This is a genomic window from Haloterrigena sp. KLK7 (genome assembly GCF_037914945.1).
Classification (GTDB): domain Archaea; phylum Halobacteriota; class Halobacteria; order Halobacteriales; family Natrialbaceae; genus Haloterrigena; species Haloterrigena salinisoli.
The window spans coordinates 3,561,485-3,583,006 of sequence record NZ_CP149787.1; the positions used below are offsets into that span (position 1 = coordinate 3,561,485).

Genomic DNA, 21,522 nt, shown 5'->3' on the forward strand with positions numbered 1-21,522 from the left:
AGTGGAGCGGTCAGTTCCATCGGTATCGAACGACGGACCGGAACGATCGAACGTGAAAGTGAGCGTTCCGCTTTCTGTCGGCTCGAGTGAGGCGGGGCGCAACGAGACGGTTCCGAGGTCGGATGTTGACGCGGCCGTGATCGAGCGACGCGAATCGAAACGGAAGAAAGGACCCGCGGGAAGGACGGAACGTCGGTCCACGGGACGCGACGAACGGATCGCCGCGGTCGTCGTCAGTCGTCGGTGTCCAGTTCGACCAACTCGAGCGGTCGATCCAGATGGCAGACGTCGTGTGGCGGGTCGCCGAGGATCTCGCGGATACGATACTCTTCGTCGAACTCGGCCCCGTCGGGCTCGCAGTACTCGTGGCTGGGACACTCGACGTAGGGACAGGGCCCGGGGAGGCTGGTCTTGCTGCCGGCGAAGGCCCCCTTCGAGGTGATGTTCGCGCGCACGTCTGCGGGTTCGACCTCGACGGCGCGGACGCCCCCGTCGTGCATGGCGCACTCGAGGGTCTGGGCGTTCTCCCGGACGGACGTGATGCGGTACTTGGTGCCGGACTCGAGATTGAGACACTGACTCCGGTAGGGACAGCCGGCGCAGGCGTCGGCCTCGCCGTGGTAGACGAACTCGGTCTCCGGGTCGGCCAGCCGGGTTCCGACGAGCGTGACGGTCGACATAGCACTACGTAGGCGGCGGTAGCGGTTAAGACTCACGCGTTAGCGGACCCGCCCGTCGGATCGCTCTCGACGGACCGTCGCAGTCGATCGGTGGCGGTCCGCGAGGCCAGTCACTCGGTCGATGCGGTGTCGGCGCCGTCCGCGCCCGTCAGCTCGTCCAGTCGCTCGAAGTACGTCTCGCGAGGGACCTGGTAGAGTCCCCGATAGTCGATCTCGCCGCCGTCGAACGCCTTCGCGAGTTCGACGACCCGCTCGAGCGCCTCCTCTCGCGTCGGGAATCGCTCGGTGTCCGCCGAGACGTCGGGCTCGAGGTAGAAGGAGACGTACCAGTCGTCGTCATCGGCCCGGTTGGTGGGGTTGGTCCCGGGACGGCGCGTCCGTTTCCCGTGTGTCAGGTAGAGCGTGGGCAGACAGGCCGCCGGGAACGCGTCCCCGTTGAAGACGTCCGGCCGGTAGGCGAGCACGAGTCGCCCGTCCTCGCCTCGGTTCCAGACGTCCCAGCCGTCGGGGAGCGGCGATAGCGCGTCGGAATCGGCGTCGACAGCCGGATCGGTCATGGGCGACGATACGGACGGCACTCATAAAGCCTCGTCGTCGGCCGCCGAGTCGGTGGCGATCGACCCGCGTTCGTGTGCCGCCTGTGCCGGGTTCGCGTCGCGCGAGTCGCGCGGTCGGCGCGCGCGAGCGTCGCTGGCCATTGCTGGCCGGTCGTTTATGTCAGTACCCCTCGAAAGTGAGGTGTGGTATCGAGCATCATAATACGATACTGGTAGAATTTGCCCGTAATAAAGTCCCGACAAATACCTTTTGGGGCCAAAGCTAAGTACCTGGATTACTCACTCATTAAATACTATCGGTATCCGTTCGCCGGACCGATCCACTCCGCGCCCGTCCCCGGCGCACCGTTGCCCGAGTCCCCGACGCGCTCGTCGCGCAACGTCGAGTGGTGATAGATCACACATGACACGACAGACCGCCGCCCACCGCCGCTCGGTCCGTTCCGGGAGCGCCACGCTCGCGGAGCGACTCGACGGCGGTGGCGGCGTCGCGCTGTCGGGTGACGCGGTTCGACGGATTCCGACGGTTCGGCCACGACGCCACGGCTGGTCGAACGACGTCCGCGCAAGTGACGGTCCGTGTGACAACGGACGCTGCAGACGGGGGACCCGTAACTGGCAATGATACCATGACCGGTGACATCGAGACACTCGAGACGCTCAGCACGGATTACAAGGAATCGATGCCCGCAGACCTGCGGGAGACCAAGTCCTTCGACTGGTACCTAGAGGAGTGCTACGAGGACCCGAAGATCACCCGCAACGCCCACCAGCGCGTCGCGGACATGTTCGACTACTACGGGACGACCTACGACGAGACCGAGGGCGTCGTCGAGTACCTCCTCGCGAGCGAGGACCCGCTGAACGACGGCGAGAACACCTTCTACGGGCGAGTGATCCACCAGTCGATCCACGAGTTCGTGAACAAGGTCAAGTCGGGCGCCCGACGGCTCGGCCCCGAACGGCGTATCAAGCTGCTGCTCGGCCCGGTCGGCTCCGGGAAGTCCCACTTCGACAAGCAGGTCCGCAAGTACTTCGAGGACTACACGCTCCGCGAGGAGGGCCGGATGTACACGTTCCGGTGGACCAACCTCTGTGACGTCATCCAGGACCAGGACCCGGCCGACGACAGCGTCCGGTCCCCGATGAACCAGGATCCCCTCGTCTTGCTCCCGTTAGAGCAGCGCCAGCGCGTGATCGACGACCTCAACGAGAACTTAGACGCGCCCTACACGATCCAGAACGAGCAGGCGCTGGACCCCGAAAGCGAGTTCTACATGGACAAGCTGCTGGCCCACTACGACGACGACCTCCAGCAGGTCCTCGAGAACCACGTCGAGATCGTTCGGTTCGTCGCCGACGAGAACAAGCGCCAGGGCCTCGAGACGTTCGAACCCAAGGACAAGAAGAACCAGGACGAGACGGAGCTGACCGGCGACGTCAACTACTCCAAGATCGCCATCTACGGCGAGAGTGACCCGCGCGCGTTCGACTACTCGGGGGCGTTCTGTAACGCCAACCGCGGCATCTTCTCCGGCGAGGAGCTGCTCAAGCTCCAGCGGGAGTTCCTCTACGACTTCCTGCACGCGACCCAGGAACAGACGATCAAGCCCAAGAACAACCCGCGGATCGACATCGACCAGGTGATCGTCGGCCGGACGAACATGCCCGAGTACAAGGACAAGAAGGGCGACGAGAAGATGGAGGCGTTCAACGACCGCACCAAGCGGATCGACTTCCCGTACGTCCTCAGCTACGAGGACGAGGCCGAGATCTACAACAAGATGCTTTCCAACGCCGACGTCCCCGACATCAACGTCGAGCCCCACACGCTCGAGATGGCGGGCCTGTTCGGCGTCCTCACGCGCATCGAGGAGCCCGACACCGAGACGATCGATCTGCTCTCGAAGGCCAAGGCCTACAACGGCGAGATCGACGAGGGCGACGACATCGACGTCAAGAAGCTCCGCGAGGAAGCGGAACAGAAGGCCGAGATCGGCGAGGGCATGGTCGGGGTCTCCCCGCGGTTCATCGGCGACGAGATCGCCGAGGCCATCATGGACTCGAAACACCGCCAGCGCGGCTTCCTCTCGCCGCTGACGGTGTTCAACTTCTTCGAGGAGAACTTAGAGCACCACGGCTCCATTCCGGAGGACAACTTCGAGAAGTACTACCGCTACCTCGAGACGGTCCGCGAGGAGTACAAGGAGCGAGCCATCGAGGACGTCCGCCACGCGCTGGCCTACGACATCGACGAGATCCAGCGCCAGGGCGAGAAGTACATGGACCACGTGATGGCCTACATCGACGACGACACCATCGAGGACGACCTCACGGGCCGCGAGCAGGAACCCGACGAGACCTTCCTGCGCTCCGTCGAGGAGAAACTCGACATCCCCGAAGATCGGAAGGAGGACTTCCGCCAGGAGGTCTCCAACTGGGTCTCCCGACGCGCCCGCGAGGGCGAGGCGTTCAACCCGCAGGACAACGAGCGCCTGCGCCGCGCGTTAGAGCGCAAGCTCTGGGAAGACAAGAAGCACAACATCAACTTCTCCGCGCTGGTCAGCGCCAACGAGTTCGACGACGACGAGCGCTCCGCGTGGATCGACGCGCTGATGGAACAGGGCTACTCCGAGGAGGGCGCCAAGGAAGTGCTCGAGTTCGCCGGCGCGGAGGTCGCCAAGGCGGAGATGGACTGATATGAACGCCACAGAGGTCGACTAACATGACCGGGGACGACTACGTCACCGAGGCCGATCACACGCTCGAGGAGACCTACGAGGAGCCGATGGACCTCGCGACCTACGTCGATCGGATCTTCGAGAATCCGACGATCGCCTCCCACGCGTCGAAGTACCTCCTCGAGGCGATCGAGGCCGCCGGCACCCGCACGGTCGTCGAGGAGGGCGAGGAGAAGGAGCGCTACCGCTTCTTCGACGACCCGTACAACGACGGCGAGCACGCGATCCTCGGCAACACCGAGGTGCTCAACGGGTTCGTCGACGACCTCCGGTCGATCGCCGCGGGGCGGGCGAAAGACGAGAAGATCATCTGGTTCGAGGGCCCCACGGCGACGGGCAAGTCCGAACTCAAGCGCTGTCTGGTCAACGGGCTGCGCGAGTACTCGAAGACGCCCGAGGGACGGCGCTACACGGTCGAGTGGAACGTGACCACCGCCGAGGCCGGCGACCGCGGCCTGAGCTACGGGACCGGCGATCCCACGGCGACGGACGACCAGCACTGGTACGAGAGCCCCGTCCAGACCCACCCGCTGTCGGTGTTCCCTCAGAACGTCCGCGAGCGGTTGCTCGAGGACCTCAACGCCGAACTCGACGACCACGTCCCCGTCCAGGTCGACGCGGAACTCGACCCGTTCTCCCGGGAGGCCTACGACTTCTTAGAGGAGCGCTACCGCCGGGAGGGCGAGGAGGAGCTGTTCTCGGCGATCACCGACGACGACCACCTCCGCGTGAAGAACTACGTCGTCGACATCGGTCAGGGCGTCGGCGTCCTCCACTCGGAGGACGAGGGCCGACCCAAGGAACGGCTCGTCGGCTCCTGGATGCACGGCATGCTGCAGGAACTGGACTCCCGCGGGCGCAAGAACCCGCAGGCGTTCTCCTACGACGGCGTCCTCTCGCAGGGCAACGGCGTCCTCACGATCGTCGAGGACGCGGCCCAGCACGCCGACCTGCTGCAGAAGCTGCTGAACGTCCCCGACGAGCAGTCGGTGAAACTGGACAAGGGAATCGGGATGGACGTCGACTCCCAGCTGTTGATCATCTCGAACCCCGACCTCGAGGCGCAGCTCAACCAGCACTCGGACCGCAACGGCATGGACCCCCTGAAAGCGCTCAAACGCCGACTGGACAAACACCAGTTCGGCTACCTGACGAACCTCTCGCTCGAGTCCGAGCTCATCCGTCGCGAACTGACCAACGAGACGTCCGTCTGGGAGGCCGAGAGCTACGACGAACTCGAGGATCGCATCCGCGAACCGGTGTCGGTGACGGTCAAGGATCAGGACGGCGAGACGCACACGCGGGAGTTCGCGCCCCACGCGATCGAGGCGGCCGCCCTCTACGCGGTCGCGACGCGACTCGACGAGGAGAACCTCCCCAACGGACTGGACCTCGTCGACAAGGCCCTGATCTACGACCAGGGCTACCTCCAGGAGGGCGACTCCCGCCGCGAGAAAGAGGAGTTCGACTTCGACGGCGAGGCCCACGACGGCGAACACGGCATCCCGGTGACCTACACGCGGGACACCCTCGCCGAACTGCTCCAGACCGAGCGGGACCGCCACCACCCCGATCTGGCGGTCGAGAACGTGGTCATGCCCCGGGACGTGCTCAACGCGATGGCCGAGGGACTGGCCGACGCCCCCGTCTTCTCGACGGGCGAGCGCTCGGAGTTCGAGAACCGAATCGTGCCCGTGAAGAACTACCTCTTCGACCAACAGGAGAGCGACGTCATCGAGGCGATCATGCACGACAAGCGGGTCGACGAGGAGACCGTCGCCGAGTACGTCGAACACGTCTACGCCTGGGAGACCGAGGAGCCGCTGTACAACGACCGCGGCGAGCGCGTCGAGCCGGACCCGCTGAAGATGAAGCTGTTCGAGATCGAACACCTCGGCCGGTTCTCCGAGGGCGAGTACGAGGGCAACCTCCCGCGGGAGAGCGTCCGTAACTTCCGCCGCGAGAAGGTGATCACCTCGCTGAACCGCCACGCGTGGGAACACCGCAACGAGGACTTCTCGGTCGAGGACGTCGACCTGACGGCGATCCCGGTGATCAAGACCGTCCTCGAGAGCCACGACTGGGAGGACGTCCAGCGGACCTTCGAGGACTTCGACCCGCGCCAGTGGGACGACCCACCGAGCGGCACGCAGACGGCGTCGGTCAAGGAGCGAACGATCGAAACGATGGTCGACCTCTTCGACTACTCGGAGGCGTCGGCCGAGCTAACCAGCCGACACGTCATGGGACAGGTGAGCTACAGATGGGACTGAAAGACGACCTCGAGCGATTCCGGGAAGTGGGCGAACAGCGCCGCGAGGATCTGGCCGACTTCATCCAGTACGGCGATCTGAGCGGCGGCGGGAACAGCGACATCCAGATCCCGGTCAAGATCGTCTCGCTACCGGAGTTCGAGTACGACCAGCGGGACAAGGGCGGCGTCGGCCAGGGCGAGGACGGCACGCCCCAGCCCGGCCAGCCGGTCGGCCAGCCCCAGCCACAGCCGGGCGACGACGACGGCGAGGACGGCGAACCCGGCGAGGAGGGCGGCGACCACGAGTACTACGAGATGGACCCCGAGGAGTTCGCCGAGGAACTCGACGAGGAACTCGGCTTAGACCTCGATCCGAAGGGGAAGAAGGTCGTCGAGGAGAAGGAAGGCCCCTTCACCGACATGACCCGGACGGGCCCCGACAGCACCCTCGACTTCGAGCGGATGTTCAAGGAGGGGCTCAAGCGAAAGCTCGCGATGGACTTCGACGAGGAGTTCCTGCGGGAACTCTGCAAGGTCGAAGGGATCGAGCCCCGCGAGGTCTTCGAGTGGGCCCGCGGCGAGAACCTACCCGTCTCGATGGCCTGGGTCGAGGAAGCTTACAGTAGCATTCCCGATGACGAACGCGGGAAATGGGCCTCCATCGAGGAGGTCGAGGCGAACGTCGAACGCGAGAGCGTCCAGCAGAAGATCCGCCGGGAGGGGATCAAACAGGTCCCCTTCCGCCGCGAGGACGAGCGCTACCGCCACCCGGAGATCATCGAGGAGAAGGAGAAGAACGTCGTGGTCGTCAACATCCGCGACGTCTCCGGCTCGATGCGCGAGAAGAAACGCGAACTCGTCGAGCGGACCTTCACCCCGCTGGACTGGTACCTCCAGGGCAAGTACGACAACGCCGAGTTCGTCTACATCGCCCACGACGCCGACGCCTGGGAGGTCGAACGCGACGACTTCTTCGGCATCCGCAGCGGCGGCGGGACGAAGATCTCGAGCGCCTACGAACTCGCGAACGAACTGCTCGAGGAGTACCCCTGGAGCGACTGGAACCGGTACGTCTTCGCCGCGGGCGACTCCGAGAACTCCTCGAACGACACCGAAGAGCGCGTCATTCCGATGATGGAGCAGATCCCGGCGAACCTCCACGCCTACGTGGAGACCCAGCCCAGCGGCAACGCGATCAACGCCACCCACGCCGAGGAGCTCGAGCGCCACTTCGGCACCGACGCCGACGACGTGGCCGTGGCGTACGTCAACAGCAAGGAGGACGTGACGGACGCGATCTACGAGATCCTCTCGACGGAGGGTGAAGCAGATGAGTAAACGCAACTCCAACGCGGACCGATTCCGCAAACAGGCGATCGCCGGCGAACTCGAGGAACCCGTTTCGGAGGCCAGGAACCTGGCCGAGAAACTCGGCCTCGAGCCCTACCCGGTGAAGTACTGGATCATCGACTACGACGAGATGAACGAGCTCATCGCCTACGGGGGCTTTCAGTCGCGATACCCCCACTGGCGGTGGGGCATGCAGTACGACAAGCAGCAAAAGCAGGGCCAGTACGGCGGCGGGAAGGCCTTCGAGATCGTCAACAACGACAATCCGGCCCACGCGTTCCTACAGGAGTCGAACACGATCGCCGACCAGAAGGCGGTCATCACCCACGTCGAGGCCCACTCGGACTTCTTCGCGAACAACGAGTGGTTCGGCCTCTTCACCAGCGGCCGAGCCGACGAGGAGCAGGTCAACGCCGCCGCCATGCTCGAGCGCCACGCGCGCGCGATCGACGAGTATATGGCCGATCCCGAGATCGACCGCGCCGAGGTCGAGAAGTGGATCGATCACTGCCTCTCGCTGGAGGACAACATCGACCAGCACCGCGTGTTCGAGCGCCGTCTCGACGTCGACGGGCCGGTCGACGACCTCGACGACGACCTCGCGGAGAAGTTAGACGAACTCGGCCTCTCCGACGAGGTGAAGGGCGAGGTCTTCGACGAGGAGTGGCTCGAGAAACTCGAGGAGGACGGCGAGGCCGTCAGCTTCCCCGAGGAGCCCCAGAAGGACGTCCTCGCGTTCGTCCGCGAACACGGCAAGCAGTACGACGACGAGGCGGGTCGAGCGGCCGAGATGGAGGAGTGGCAGCGTGACATCCTCGACATGATGCGCGCGGAGGCCTACTACTTCGCCGCCCAGAAGATGACGAAGGTGATGAACGAGGGGTGGGCCGCCTACTGGGAGTCGACGATGATGACCGACGAGGCCTTCGCCGGCGACGACGAGTTCATGAACTACGCCGATCACATGGCGAAGGTGCTGGCGTCGGGCGGGCTCAACCCCTACAGCCTCGGGATGGAGCTCTGGGAGTACGTCGAGAACCGGACGAACCGCCGGGAGGTCTTAGAGCACCTGCTGCGCGTCGAGGGCATCTCCTGGCGGAACCTCATGGACGTCGTCGACTTCGACGAGGTGCTCGAGACGCTCGAGCCGCCGGAAGCGATCGACACGATCACGCCCGAGACGCTCGACGCGCTCGAGGAGGTTCCCGAGGAGTACGTCGACCGCGAGGCCCTCGCGGCCGCCCAGGAGGGCGAGATCGACGTTTCGAAGTATCCGTGGAAGGTCCTGACCGAGGAGGGGCTCGCACGCCGTCACTACTCGCTGGTCAAGCGCCAGCACCGCGGGTTCCTGACCCGAGTGAGCCAGAACGACCTCGAGCAGATCGGCCGCTACCTCTTCGACGACGCCCGCTACGAGAGCGTCGCGGAGGCGCTCGCCGACGTCGACTTCACCGCGGGCTGGGACCGGATGTTCGACATCCGCGAGAGCCACAACGACGTGACCTTCTTAGACGAGTTCCTCACCCAGGAGTTCATCACGGAGAACAACTACTTCACCTACGAGCACTCGCAGGCGACCGGCCAGTTCCACGTCGCCAGCGACGCCGCCGAAGACGTCAAGAAGAAGCTCCTGTTGCAGTTCACCAACTTCGGGAAGCCGACGATCGCGGTCTACGACGGCAACTACAACAACGCCAACGAACTGCTGTTGGGCCACCAGTACAACGGCGTCATGCTCGACCTCGGGCAGGCGAAGGAGACCCTGAAGCGGATCTTCGAACTCTGGGGTCGGCCGGTGAACCTGCTGACGATCGTCAAGGAGATCGACGACCACGATATCGAGGTCGCCAAGCGCCGGAACCGCGAACCCGAACCCGAAGAGCGGGGGAAACTGATCCGGTACGACGGCGACGAGGTGACCGTCGAGGACGTCCCCTGGGAGGAGGTCGACCACCTCTCGGCCGACGACGTCGACTACGACACGAAACCCGACGAGTGGCTCGCCTGATACTTTTTTCAGAGAGATCGACGATCACGAAACACTCGGAAGGCTTTTAGTCCCTATCGCACATCGTCGGGACACAATGGATAGGGAAGGCGGCCGGGCAGTCGGGACGCCGCAGTCCGGCGACGGCGCGTTCGATCTGCCGGCCGTCCTCGCACGGCTCGATACGGACGACCGCGACGAGCAGCGAGCCGCCGTGCGGGCGGTCCGCGATACGCTGGCCGACGATCCAGCGGCCTGTCTCCCGACCGTCCCGAAACTGCGGCGGCTGCTCGGCGACGACGTCGACTTTCACGAGGAGGTCGCCTACTGTCTGGCCGAACTCGCGACCGAATCGACCGCCGACGTCGCGCCGTCGACCGACGAGATCGTCGCCTTCGCCGCCGAGAATCCCGGCGGGCCGGCGACCGCCGAGTTGCTTCGCTGTCTCGCGACGATCGCGGTCGATCAGCCGTCCGCCCTCGTCGATCACGTCGACGCGATCGCCGACGTGGTCGACCGTCGCCCCGGATACGATCGGCGTGGACTGAAGATATTCCAGCGGCTGTCGGCGGAGACGCCGGGCGCCATTCAGTCGGCGGTCCCGCTTCTCACGGCGGCCCTCGAGGCCGATCCGGAGCGCCACGGCGTGCCGGTGCTGTCGGCGGTCGGGCGCCTGGCGCGATCGCAGACGCCGCTGCCGACGCTCGACTTCGTCGATCCGGCGCTGGAACTCGTCGACCACGACGCCGTCCCCCTCCGGCGGAACGCCGTCGGCTGTCTGGCCGACGTCGCCCGCCGGACGCCCACGGCGGTCGAACCGGCCGTTCCGGCCCTCGCGACCGCGCTCGAGCACGACGACGGGGAGACCCGGGCCAACGCCGCCGTCGCGATCGCCCGCGTGACGGCGGAGCTCACGTCGGTCCTCGAGCCGGTCCGCGAGCCGTTGCTCGAGCGGCTGGCCGACGACCACGACCGCGTGCGGGCCAACGCCGCCGTCGCGCTCGGATACGGTCGCGTCGACGCGGCCGCGGACCGGCTCGCGGCCCTGGCCCACGAGGACCCGAATCCCGACGTCCGAGAACGGGCGAGCTGGGCGCTTGATCAGGTCTCGTAGCCGCCGCCCGCCCGTCGTCTCGTTCTCCGCGAGCGCAAGACAGTGGTAGCTGGCCCGCCACGTGACCGCTATGAGCCAGTCGACGTTCTCCGTCGAGACCGACGCGCGACTGACGACCGTCGACGTGACCGATCGCATCGCCGCGGCCGTCCCTGACGACCTCGAGTCGGGCACCGCGACGGCCTTCGTGCGACACACGACGGCCGGGCTCGTCGTCCAGGAGAACGAGTCGCGGCTGCGCGGCGACCTCGAGACGTTCCTCCGCGATCTCGTTCCCGACGAGGGCCACGCGCACGACCGGCTCGACGGGAACGCGGACTCGCACCTCCGAGCGGCGCTCCTCGGGCCCGACGTGACGATTCCGATCGCGGACGGCGAGCCGGCGCTCGGCACGTGGCAGTCCGTCCTGCTGGTCGAGTGCGACGGGCCGCGGACGCGGACGGTCTCCGTGACGACCGTCGGCGAGTAGTCGGTGCGGTCCGCGTTCCGCGCGCCGTCACACTCGGAGCGGCCGATCCGCGGAGACGCAGTCGACCCCTCGCGACTCGAGGAGCGTCGCCAGAACGCGGTGTTCGATCGTCCACGCGTGGACCTCGAGACCGACGGCGTTCGCCCGCGGGACTACGCGCGTGGCGAGACACCGCCAGTAGCTCGCGCCGATGACGTCGCAGTCGAGTTCGACGGCGGTCGTGACCGGCGTCTCGAGGCGCCGGCTGACCAGCAGCCCGATCGGCTGGTCGGGATCGATCTCGCGGATCGTGCGCAGTTCGGACGCCAGAAAGGACGTCGCGACGATTCGGTTCTCCGCCCCGTCGACGGCCTCGAGGACGTCCGCCGCGATGCCGGCGTCCTTGAGTTCGATGTCGACGTCGACCGTCGGCGGGAGGGCTTCGAGCACCTCTTCGAGGGTCGGGATCGGCTCGCCGGAGTCGAGCACGGTGTGGGACTCGAGGGCCTCGAGGCTGCTGTCGGCGACGGCACCGACGCCGTCGGTCACGCGGTCGATCGTCTCGTCGTGGACGACGACGAGTTCGCCCGAGCCGCAGCGGCGGACGTCGAACTCGACGGCGTCCGCGCGGTCGGCCGCCGACCGGAACGCCGCGATCGTGTTCTCGGCCGCCGTCGCTGCGAACCCGCGGTGTGCGATCAGACGCATTCGCCGGACGAAGGGCGGCGATCGGCTTCAGTCGGTCGCCGATTCTCACGAGCGGTCGCGGTCCCGCTTCCACACCGACGATCACGGACGGTCAGCGCCGACGGTGGATATCGGCGACGACAGTCCCCGTAACCGCCGAATCGGCGCGGGTTCCAAAGCCTTTAGCAAGTACCGTTATACCGGTACCGCTACTAGGAACACTCGTTAGTGTCCCGACCGAGTTCTAATCGACTGCGACGAGACCGCTGCTGGAGGTGACCACACCATGAATGATCGACGCGACGAACCGATCGATATCCTCCTGGTAGAGGACAATCCCGGCGACGTCCGTCTCACGCAGGAAGCGTTCCGGCAACTCTCGATGGAGACGACCATCCACGTCGCGACCGACGGCGACGAGGGGGTCGAGTTCCTCACGGAGCGGTGCGACGACGCTGCCCCGCTGCCGGACCTCGTGCTCCTCGATCTGAACCTCCCACGGATGGGCGGCCTCGAGTTCCTCGAGTCGATTCAGGAGGAGCCGAAACTCGCTCGCATTCCCGTCCTCGTCCTCACGAGCTCCGAGGCCATCGAGGACATCCACGAGAGCTACGAGCTCGCGGCCAACGCCTATCTGACGAAACCGACCGATCCGGTCGAGTACTCCGAGATGGTCGAGGCCGTCGCGGACTTCTGGTTCCAGCGGGCCGCGCTGCCTCCGATGTCGGCGTGATCGGTTCGACGCCGTCGGAGCCGTCTCTCGGCTCCCCGATACCGAGTCTTCTCACCGATGGACACCGGGCTATTACGTCCCCTGCTACCGCACGGTAGCGTATGTCACCTGCGACCGACTACTCCGTCGACTTCGACGGCACCGTCGCCGTGATCACGGGCGCGAGCGGCGCGCTCGGCAGCGCCGCGGTCGATCGATTCCGGGCGGCCGGCGCGACCGTCTGCGCCGTCGACGTCGTCGCCCCGGACGACGAGGACAGCTTGCTCGAGCCGGACTCGAAGACGCACTTCTACGAGGCCGACCTGACCGACGAGAGCGACGTCGAGGAGCTGATGGCGACCGTCGTCGACGACCACGGCCGGATCGACCATCTGCTGAACATCGCCGGGACGTGGCGCGGCGGCGACCGCATCGAGGACACCGACCTCGAGGCGTTCGAGATGCTCGTCGATATCAACCTGAAGACGGCGTTTCTGGCATCGAAACACGCGCTTCCCCATCTGCAGGACAGCGAGGGTGCGATCGTGAGCGTGAGTGCGCGCTCGTCGCTCGAGGGCGGCGAGGGCGACGGTCCCTACCGGATCACGAAGGCGGGGATTCGACTGTTGACGGAGACGCTGGCCGAGGAGAACGAGGGGACCGTCCGCGCCAACTGCGTGATGCCCAGCGTGATCGACACGCCGATGAACCGCGAGATGATGCCCGACGCGGATCACGACTCGTGGGTCGATCCCGCCGAGATCGCGGACGTGATGACCTTCCTCTGTAGCGACGGTGCGGCAGTTACGAGCGGGGCGGCCGTACCGGTCTACGGCGAGGCGTGAAGCGGTCGGCTCTGCCCCGATACCGGTGGTGGCAGGAACTCCGTTCAACGAGCAGCGTTGAGAACAACGTTCTCTGCCGGTGCGGAAGTCGTCGCATCGACGGCGAAGAAACCGTGTCAGTTCGAAGTTGGATCAGCTGCCGCGACGATCAGCCGAAGATGCCGCTGAGACTGCTGTAGACCGCGTTTCCGTTGTACCAGAGGACCACGAGCAACAGGAGGATGACCGGAATCCGGAGCGTCCAGATCCAGGCCTGTCCCCAGGAGCCGAGGTTTCGGAAGCCCCTACCGAGTTCCTCGAGCCCGAGACCGGTCTCGACCCAGCCGATGTAAAGGGCCAACAGCAGGCCGCCGAGGATGAGCAGGATCTGGTTCGCGAGTCCGTCGTACACTGTGAGCCAGACCAGTCCCGCTGAATTGTCGTAGGCGACTGGTACACCGAGGAGGAATATCGCAACTCCGAGCGCCGTTACTGCCGGCTTTCGGTCGATCCCGTGCTCGTCGATCAGGTAGGAGACGACGACCTCCAGGATGCTGATCGCACTCGAGAGCGCGGCGATCGCGACGGTGGCGAAGAAGATGGCGCCGAGAATCCCGCCGAACGGGATATTGCTGAACGCCTCCGAGAGGCTGACGAAGATGAAGCCCGGGCCGTCGGTGGTCTCCGTCAGGTTAGCGGTGAAGAGAATCGGGAACGCCACCAGCCCGGCGGTGAACGCGATCAGCGTGTCGAGACCGACGATGATAGCGCCGTCCTTCGCGAGGTTTCGGTCCTCCCCGAGATAGGACGCGTACGTGATCATCACGCCCATCCCGAGCGACAGCGTGAAGAACGCTTGCGCGGCCGCCGCGGGAAGGATCTCGGTCCAGTTCGACGCGATCGTTCCCAGATCAGGCGAGAGATAGTACGCGTACGCGTCCCCGGCACCTGACAGTGTTGCGCCGTAAGCCGCTAGTCCGAAAAGGAGAGCGATAATCGCCGGCACCATCAGCTTGACGGAGAGTTCGATACCGTCCCGGATACCGAACACGACAATCCCGATGACGGCGGCCATGAATATCGCGTGTGTGAGCACCGAGGTCAGTCCACCGGTGGTCGCCCCGAACTGTGCGGCGGCACCGCCCGCGGCGTAATTACCCTGTAGTCCGATGACGATGTACTGAAGAATCCATCCAGCGACGACGCTGTAATAGGAGAGAATGACGAATCCGGCGGCGAGGAACACCCAGCCGATCTTCGACCAGATTCCCTCTCCGATCTGCTTGAGCGCGCCGACGGGGTTTCGCTCGGTGTACCGGCCGATCGTGAACTCGGCTAACATGACGGGGAAGCCGACGAACGCGACCAATAGAAGGTAAACGACGAGGAACGCTGCACCACCGTACTCACCTACCTGATACGGAAACCGCCAGATGTTCCCTAACCCGACTGCGCTCCCGACCGCAGCCAGAATGAACCCTGCTCGCGTTGCCCATGATTCGCGTTGTGCCATATCGAATGGATTGAAAGAGTGGCCGCATATAACTTTTCGTGATTTCTATAGATGACGACTTCGGGTCGGAAACTCCCGTACACCCACATTCCGGCCAGAGATGAACGTGGGTTGAACTACTATTAGCGAGTGGGACTATCTCGGATTCGCTCTCGAGCCTATGGCTCTTTCGGACAGTGATAAATCGTGTAGGTATTACGGAATCCTTTTCCTGTTGGTCATCACAGAAGGTCGTATGATACAGCGAGGGGTGTACCGAGCATGACGATGGAAGATCGCATCGACGAACTCGAGGAGCGCCGCGAGGAGGCCGAGCTAGGCGGCGGCGAGGCGCGCATCGAGAAGCAACACGACAAGGGGAAGATGACCGCCAGAGAGCGGATCGATTACTTCCTCGACGAGGGCACCTTCACGGAGTTCGACCAGCTCCGGACCCACCAGACGAGCCAGTTCGGGATGGAAGAGAAGAAGATCCCCGGCGACGGCGTCGTCACGGGCTACGGCGAGGTCAACGGCCGCACCGTCTTCGTCTTCGCCCACGACTTTACGGTCTTCGGCGGCTCTCTGGGCGAGGTCTTCGCCGAGAAGATCTGCAAGGTCATGGACATGGCGATGGAAGTCGGCGCGCCCGTCGTCGGGCTCAACGACTCCGCCGGCGCCCGGATTCAGGAGGGAGTCAAGAGCCTGGCCGGCTTCACGGAGATCTTCCGGCGCAATCAGGAGGCCAGCGGCGTCGTCCCCCAGATCTCCTCTATTATGGGGCCCTGTGCCGGCGGCGCGGTCTACTCCCCGTCGATCACCGACTTCATCTTCATGGTGAAGGACACGAGCCACATGTACATCACCGGGCCCGGCGTCACCAAGACCGTCACCGGTGAGGAGGTCACTCACGAGGAACTCGGCGGCGCGATGACCCACGCCGGCAAGACCGGCGTCGCCCAGTTCGCCTGCGAGAGCGAGGAACAGGCCTTGGACGACATCCAGCGGCTGCTCTCCTACCTCCCGCAGAACAACATGGAGGATCCGCCGCGCGTCGAGCCGTGGGACGACCCCGACCGCCGGGACGAGGAACTGAAGTCCATCGTCCCGCCGAGCCCCCAGAAGCCCTACGACATGGTCGACGTCATCGACAGCGTCGTCGACGAGGGCTCGTTCTTCGAGGTCGCGGACAACTTCGCCAAGGAACTCGTCGTCGGCTTCGGCCGCCTCGACGGACGCTCGGTCGGCCTCGTCGCCAACCAGCCCCGCGTCAACGCCGGCACGCTCACCGTCGACTCCTCGATGAAGGGCTCGCGGTTCGTCCGCTTCTGTGACTCCTTTAACATCCCGATCGTCACCTTCGTCGACGTCCCCGGCTACATGCCCGGGACCGATCAGGAACACCGCGGGATCATCCGCCACGGCGCGAAACTCCTCTACGCGTACGCGGAGGCGACCGTCCCACTGCTGACGGTCATCACCCGGAAGGCCTACGGCGGCGCCTACTGCGTCATGGCCTCCAAGAACCTCGGCGCCGACGTCAACTACGCCTGGCCGACCGCCGAGATCGCGGTCATGGGACCCCAGGGCGCGGTCAACCTCCTCTACCGCAAGGAACTCGAGGAATCCGACAACCCCGACGAGCTCCGGGACGAACTCATCGAGGAGTACCGCGAGGAGTTCGCCAACCCGTACACTGCAACGGACAAAGGGTTCTTGGACGACGTCATCGTTCCCACCGAAACGCGACCGCGGCTGATCGACGACCTCGAGATGCTCGAGACCAAACGCGAACAGAACCCGGACAAGAAACACGGTAACATCCCGCTATAAGTAATGACTACCAACCAGTCGAACGTCGAGTTCGAGGAGGAACCGGCCGACGCGACCGAGGCGTCGGCCGACGCCGCGGCCGCCGACGCGGTGCCCGACGAGGGGGACCTCCTGTCGAACGTCGAACTCGACGTTCCCGACGACGCGAGCGACGAGGAGGCCGCGGCGATCGCGGCCGCGATCGGCGCCCATCTCCACGACCAGGCGCTCGCGGCCGCCGCCGCGGCGGCCGACGAGGCGGAGACCTGGGACGACAGACGCTGGTCCTTCGCCGGGCGGATCCGCGCCCAGCAACACCGGACCGTCCGCGTCCCGCGCGAGACGCCGACCGATCCGTGGTCGGCCGCCGGTCGCACCGACCGGTTCTGAGCGCCGCCTCGGTACCGTCGCTCGCCACGGCTTCGCTTCGGATTCACTGCCCGCCACTGCCCTCGTCCCCGCCGTGACAGCGACGCCGTTCTCCGCGAACGCGACTCGTCGTTCGTTTCGCCGACGCTGAATGAATGCGCTTAAGAGACCCCATACGCAATCCCCGGGCATGGCCACGGAAACCGAGTCAACGACGGACATGGGTGTTGGACTGGCGCTCGCACTCGGCGCGGTCGCGACGATCGGTGCACTGCTGATGTTTACCGGCGCACCGGATCTCACCGCCGCCTGGGGATTCGCCGCCGCGATGATCTTTAGCTCGCTGGCGGTCGTCGGTATCCACCTCTACTGGGACTGATCGGATCGAGTCAATCCGTCTCGAGCGCGCTCGAGACCGGAGCGACCGGTGCCGGGTGACCGTTCCCAGCCGACACGTCCACCCCGTTCGCGGCGCCACCTCTCGAGGACGGGGGTATCGCCTGTAAGAGTTAATAGTACCGACGCCCAACGGGGACGTACGGACGATGACCGATTACTCCGACGAAGAGCAACGAATTCTCTCGTATCTCCGGGAGAGTGCCGCCCGCGGTGAACAGTACTTCCGGGCGAAGAACATCGCGGATGCGATCGGACTCTCGTCGAAACAGGTCGGCGTGCGACTCCCCCACCTCGCGGAGAAATCCGACGAGGTCGATATCGAGAAGTGGGGACGCGCTCGGTCGACGACGTGGAGAGTCTCTCTCAGTTGAGCTCGCCCGTGGCCCGCTCGCGTCGGGAGCGGTAGTCGACCCGAACGGCGGTCGGCTCCCGGTCCGCGGTCTTTTTATTATCGACTGTCCCACGTAGTGCCATGACTGTACGCGTCGACCGCTCGTTCGAACTGGCCGCCTCACCCGAGCGCGTCTGGGAGTTCATCGCCGATCCGGAGAACCGTGCCCGAGCGATCAGCGTGGTCCAGCGGTACACCGTCGACGATCCGGAGGCACGCCGGGTCACCTGGCACGTCGAGCTCCCGATCCCGCTCGTCCGCAAGACGATCGCCGTCAACACCGAGGACGTCACGCGCGAGCCGCCGTCGTACGTCAAGTTCGTCGGCAAATCGAAGGTGATGGACGTCACCGGCGAACACGAGATCGTCGAGCTCGACGACGGTACCCGCCTCGAGAATCACTTCGTCGTCGACGGCAAGCTGCCGGGCGTCGAGAAGTTCTTCAAGCGCAATCTCGACGACGAACTCCGGAACCTCCAGCGGGCGCTCGAGCGCGACCTGCAGTCGACCCGCTCCGAGGAACCATGATCGGGGCGACCGACGAGCGGCTGCGGCTCGCGCTCGCACAGCTCGAGGTCGAACCCACAGCGGTCGACGCCAACGTCGAGCGGGCGCTCGAGGCGGTCTCGCGGGCCGCCGAGCGGGGAGCCGATCTGGTCGCGCTCCCGGAGCTGTTCAACGTCGGGTACTTCGCGTTCGACAGCTACGGTCGCCTCGCCGAGCCCCTCGAGGGGGAGACGCTCACGCGGCTCCGCGAGGCGGCTGCCGATCACGGGATCGCCGTCCTGGCGGGGAGTATTGTGGAGGATCTCGCGGCTACCGAGACCGCCGACACCCCGGCCGACGAGGGGCTCGCCAACACCGCGGCGCTGTTCGACGCCGACGGCGAGTTGCAACTGGTCTACCGGAAACACCACCTCTTCGGCTACCAGTCGGCCGAGTCGGAACTGCTCGTCCCCGGCGAGCGGATCGAGACGGCGACCGTCGCCGGCGTTCCCGTCGGCGCGACGACCTGTTACGACCTGCGGTTCCCGGAACTGTACCGGCGGCTGATCGACGCCGGCGCGGAACTGGTCCTCGTCCCGAGCGCGTGGCCCTATCCGCGGATCGAACACTGGGAGACGCTTTCGCGCGCGCGAGCGATCGAAAATCAGGCCTTCGTCGCGACGATCAACGGCTCGGGTCGGTTCCCCGACGAGGACGCGACGCTGCTCGGCCGTTCGACCGTCTACGACCCCTGGGGGACGACGCTGGCCTCGAGCGGCGACGAACCGACGCTGGTCGTCGCCGACCTCGATCTCGGCGCGGTCGACCGGGTTCGCGAGGAGTTTCCGGCGCTTCGAGATCGGCGTCTCTAGCCAACCTTTTACGCTGTCGTTCGAGAGAGCGGAGGTCTCTCGTCATCAAGCGAACCCTTCAGTTTCGCGGACAGCGAGGGACCGGAGGTCCGCTCTCGGCCGCAGCGCGTTCACCGATTCGGCGACCGCTGACTTTTTATTCCATCACGGCATTTGTCCGGATGCCGGTTTACGGCGCTTTTCACGTCACGACCGGCACTGCGCGTCGCTCCGGCCCGTCGCATGCTCGTTTCCCGGGAACGAGCACCTCTCGCCCGCGTCCACATCTCCGCCTCTCCCTCGTCCACGTCCCTTTCGTTGTTCACATCCGCTCGAGAAGCCTCGCGTTCGGCCGCGATGGCTGTCGCTGTGGCGGATCTTCATCAGTAGACGACCCATTGCGAAAAAGTAACGTAGTGGGTTCGCATGTGGTTTAGTCAGGAATGTTTCGGAAGGTTCTCGTGGCGAACCGCGGGGAGATCGCGGTTCGAGTGATGCGCGCGTGCGAGGAGTTGAACATCGGAACCGTCGCTATCTACTCCGAGGCCGACAAAGACTCGGGGCACGTCCGCTACGCCGACGAGGCGTACAACGTGGGTCCGGCCCGCGCGGCCGACTCGTATCTCGATCACGAGGCCGTCATCGAGGCCGCCCGGAAGGCCGACGCCGACGCCATCCACCCCGGCTACGGCTTCCTCGCGGAGAACGCCGAGTTCGCGGGCAAGGTCGAGAAAGCGGAAGGGATCACCTGGATCGGTCCGTCCAGTTCGGCGATGGAGTCGCTGGGCGAGAAGACCAAGGCCCGCACGATCATGAGCGAGGCCGACGTGCCGATCGTCCCCGGGACGACCGACCCCGTCACCGACCCCGAGGAAGTCAAGGAGTTCGGCGAGGAACACGGCTACCCGATCGCCATCAAGGCCGAGGGCGGCGGCGGCGGCCGCGGGATGAAGGTCGTCTGGGAGGAAAGCGAGGTCGAGGACCAACTCGAGAGCGCCCAGCGCGAGGGCGAGGCCTACTTCGGCAACGATTCGGTCTACCTCGAGCGCTACCTCGAGCAGCCCCGCCACATCGAGGTCCAGATCCTGGCCGACGAACACGGTAACGTCCGCCACCTCGGCGAGCGGGACTGTTCGCTCCAGCGCCGTCACCAGAAGGTCATCGAGGAGGGGCCGTCGGCGGCCCTCTCGGACGAACTGCGCGAGGAGATCGGCGAAGCCGCTCGTCGAGGCGTCGCCGCCGCGGAGTACACCAATGCCGGCACCGTCGAGTTCCTCGTCGAAGAGGAGGACCGCGAGGCGGGCGAACTGCTCGGTCCCGACGCGAACTTCTACTTCCTCGAGGTCAACACGCGGATTCAGGTCGAACACACCGTCACCGAGGAGATCACTGGGATCGACATCGTCAAGCGCCAGATCCAGATCGCCGCCGACGAGGAGATCGACTTCGACCAGGACGACGTCGAGATCGACGGCCACGCGATGGAGTTCCGGATCAACGCCGAGAACGCGGCCAACGACTTCGCGCCCGCGACCGGCGGACGGCTCGAGACCTACGACCCGCCGGGCGGGATCGGCGTCCGACTGGACGACGCGCTCCGGCAGGGCGACGACCTCGTCACCGACTACGACTCGATGATCGCGAAACTGGTCGTCTGGGGCGAGGACCGCGACGAGTGTATCGAGCGCTCCCTGCGCGCGCTGCGAGAGTACGAGATCGCGGGCATCCCGACGATCATCCCGTTCCACCGGCTGATGCTCACCGACGAGGAGTTCGTCGCGAGCACGCACACGACGAAGTATCTGGACGAGGAGATCGACGAGAGCCGCATCGAGGAGGCCCAGGAGCAGTGGGGCGGCGACACCGGCGACGGGTCCGGCGAGGACGAGGAGGGCGTCGAACGCGAGTTCACCGTCGAGGTCAACGGCAAGCGCTTCGAGGTCGAACTCGAGGAACACGGCGCGCCGGCCATTCCGGCCGGCGACGTCGACGTCGGCGGCGGGGCCGAGCCGCCACAACCCGCCGGCGGCTCCAGTGAGAGCGGCGAAATCGAGGGCAGCGGCGAGACCGTCGACGCCGAGATGCAGGGGACGATCCTCGACGTCAAAGTCGAGGTCGGCGACGAGGTCGCCGCCGGCGACGTGCTGGTCGTCCTCGAGGCGATGAAGATGGAGAACGACATCGTCGCCTCCAAGGGCGGCACCGTCACCGAAATCGCCGTCGAGGAAGACCAGAGCGTCGACATGGGCGATACGCTAGTCGTCCTCGAGTAAGATCGCCGGGTCGCTGTTCTCCGTTTTCGCCTCGATACCGAGCGTCGCTGGTCTCGACGCTCGGCCGACGGCGTCGGCGCCACGACATTAGTGAA

Annotated in this window: 20 protein-coding genes; 16 read left to right on the forward strand and 4 right to left on the reverse strand. The window is 65.6% G+C overall.

Annotated features, from left to right (window positions below):
• Positions 1 to 233 precede the first annotated feature (233 nt).
• Together WD430_RS17655 and WD430_RS17660 are read right to left on the reverse strand one after the other, a co-directional pair.
• On the reverse strand, positions 234 to 680 hold the full coding sequence (locus WD430_RS17655; RefSeq protein ID WP_339103731.1) for a UPF0179 family protein: 447 nt from the start codon (positions 678 to 680) through the stop codon (positions 234 to 236).
• A 110-nt stretch (positions 681 to 790) separates the two neighbouring features.
• The gene (locus WD430_RS17660) at positions 791 to 1,237 is read right to left on the reverse strand and encodes a DUF5820 family protein (RefSeq protein ID WP_339103732.1); all 447 of its coding nucleotides are present in this window, start codon (positions 1,235 to 1,237) and stop codon (positions 791 to 793) included.
• A 403-nt stretch (positions 1,238 to 1,640) separates the two neighbouring features.
• On the opposite strand from WD430_RS17660, the gene WD430_RS17665 reads away from it, so the two are divergent.
• From WD430_RS17665 to WD430_RS17695, 7 genes are all read left to right on the forward strand, one after another.
• Positions 1,641 to 1,862: a hypothetical protein gene (locus tag WD430_RS17665; protein WP_339103733.1), complete on the forward strand. Its 222-nt coding sequence runs from the start codon at positions 1,641 to 1,643 to the stop codon at positions 1,860 to 1,862.
• Positions 1,863 to 1,866: 4 nt separating this feature from the next.
• A complete protein-coding gene (locus WD430_RS17670) occupies positions 1,867 to 3,936 on the forward strand; it encodes a serine protein kinase PrkA (RefSeq protein WP_339103734.1) in 2,070 nt (689 codons plus the stop codon).
• Between the two features lie 26 nt (positions 3,937 to 3,962).
• On the forward strand, positions 3,963 to 6,251 hold the full coding sequence (locus WD430_RS17675; RefSeq protein WP_339103735.1) for a kinase anchor protein: 2,289 nt from the start codon (positions 3,963 to 3,965) through the stop codon (positions 6,249 to 6,251).
• Complete coding sequence (locus WD430_RS17680) at positions 6,242 to 7,570, forward strand: YeaH/YhbH family protein (protein ID WP_339103736.1); 1,329 nt, start codon at positions 6,242 to 6,244, stop codon at positions 7,568 to 7,570. The genes WD430_RS17675 and WD430_RS17680 overlap by 10 nt, the downstream gene beginning before the upstream one ends.
• Positions 7,563 to 9,590 carry a SpoVR family protein gene (locus WD430_RS17685; RefSeq protein ID WP_339103737.1) on the forward strand — a complete coding sequence of 676 codons (2,028 nt, stop codon included), beginning with the start codon at positions 7,563 to 7,565 and terminating at the stop codon, positions 9,588 to 9,590. The genes WD430_RS17680 and WD430_RS17685 overlap by 8 nt, the downstream gene beginning before the upstream one ends.
• Before the next feature lie 76 nt (positions 9,591 to 9,666).
• The gene (locus WD430_RS17690) at positions 9,667 to 10,683 is read left to right on the forward strand and encodes a HEAT repeat domain-containing protein (protein ID WP_339103738.1); all 1,017 of its coding nucleotides are present in this window, start codon (positions 9,667 to 9,669) and stop codon (positions 10,681 to 10,683) included.
• 70 nt (positions 10,684 to 10,753) lie between these two features.
• Entirely contained in the window at positions 10,754 to 11,152 is a 399-nt protein-coding gene (locus tag WD430_RS17695; RefSeq protein WP_339103739.1) for a secondary thiamine-phosphate synthase enzyme YjbQ, read from the forward strand.
• A gap of 27 nt (positions 11,153 to 11,179) precedes the next feature.
• On the opposite strand, the gene WD430_RS17700 is transcribed toward WD430_RS17695, so the two are convergent.
• Positions 11,180 to 11,839 (reverse strand): glycerophosphodiester phosphodiesterase, encoded by a 660-nt coding sequence (locus WD430_RS17700; protein WP_339103740.1) that lies wholly within the window; start codon positions 11,837 to 11,839, stop codon positions 11,180 to 11,182.
• A gap of 265 nt (positions 11,840 to 12,104) precedes the next feature.
• Here WD430_RS17700 and WD430_RS17705 point away from each other — a divergent pair, with 265 nt between their 5' ends.
• Both WD430_RS17705 and WD430_RS17710 read left to right on the forward strand, forming a co-directional pair.
• The gene (locus WD430_RS17705) at positions 12,105 to 12,551 is read left to right on the forward strand and encodes a response regulator (RefSeq protein WP_339103741.1); all 447 of its coding nucleotides are present in this window, start codon (positions 12,105 to 12,107) and stop codon (positions 12,549 to 12,551) included.
• A gap of 101 nt (positions 12,552 to 12,652) precedes the next feature.
• Positions 12,653 to 13,375, forward strand: coding sequence for an SDR family oxidoreductase (locus tag WD430_RS17710; protein WP_339103742.1), 723 nt, complete (start codon positions 12,653 to 12,655; stop codon positions 13,373 to 13,375).
• Between the two features lie 148 nt (positions 13,376 to 13,523).
• Here the strand turns inward: WD430_RS17710 and WD430_RS17715 are convergent, their stop codons facing one another.
• Positions 13,524 to 14,867, reverse strand: coding sequence for a sodium-dependent transporter (locus tag WD430_RS17715; RefSeq protein ID WP_339103743.1), 1,344 nt, complete (start codon positions 14,865 to 14,867; stop codon positions 13,524 to 13,526).
• A 267-nt stretch (positions 14,868 to 15,134) separates the two neighbouring features.
• Between WD430_RS17715 and WD430_RS17720 the strand changes: the two genes are divergently transcribed.
• The 7 genes from WD430_RS17720 (at position 15,135) to WD430_RS17750 (ending at position 21,427) form a co-directional block, all read left to right on the forward strand.
• Entirely contained in the window at positions 15,135 to 16,679 is a 1,545-nt protein-coding gene (locus WD430_RS17720) for an acyl-CoA carboxylase subunit beta (RefSeq protein ID WP_339105836.1), read from the forward strand.
• A gap of 3 nt (positions 16,680 to 16,682) precedes the next feature.
• Positions 16,683 to 17,048, forward strand: a complete 366-nt coding sequence (locus WD430_RS17725) for a hypothetical protein (RefSeq protein WP_339103744.1) — start codon at positions 16,683 to 16,685, stop codon at positions 17,046 to 17,048.
• 169 nt (positions 17,049 to 17,217) lie between these two features.
• The gene (locus WD430_RS17730) at positions 17,218 to 17,406 is read left to right on the forward strand and encodes a hypothetical protein (RefSeq protein ID WP_339103745.1); all 189 of its coding nucleotides are present in this window, start codon (positions 17,218 to 17,220) and stop codon (positions 17,404 to 17,406) included.
• Positions 17,407 to 17,572: 166 nt separating this feature from the next.
• Positions 17,573 to 17,797, forward strand: a complete 225-nt coding sequence (locus WD430_RS17735; protein WP_339103746.1) for a hypothetical protein — start codon at positions 17,573 to 17,575, stop codon at positions 17,795 to 17,797.
• 101 nt (positions 17,798 to 17,898) lie between these two features.
• On the forward strand, positions 17,899 to 18,345 hold the full coding sequence (locus WD430_RS17740; RefSeq protein WP_339103747.1) for an SRPBCC family protein: 447 nt from the start codon (positions 17,899 to 17,901) through the stop codon (positions 18,343 to 18,345).
• The gene (locus tag WD430_RS17745) at positions 18,342 to 19,175 is read left to right on the forward strand and encodes a carbon-nitrogen family hydrolase (protein WP_339103748.1); all 834 of its coding nucleotides are present in this window, start codon (positions 18,342 to 18,344) and stop codon (positions 19,173 to 19,175) included. The genes WD430_RS17740 and WD430_RS17745 overlap by 4 nt, the downstream gene beginning before the upstream one ends.
• Positions 19,176 to 19,597: 422 nt before the next feature.
• A complete protein-coding gene (locus WD430_RS17750) occupies positions 19,598 to 21,427 on the forward strand; it encodes an acetyl-CoA carboxylase biotin carboxylase subunit (RefSeq protein WP_339103749.1) in 1,830 nt (609 codons plus the stop codon).
• The last annotated feature ends 95 nt before the right edge of the window (positions 21,428 to 21,522 follow it).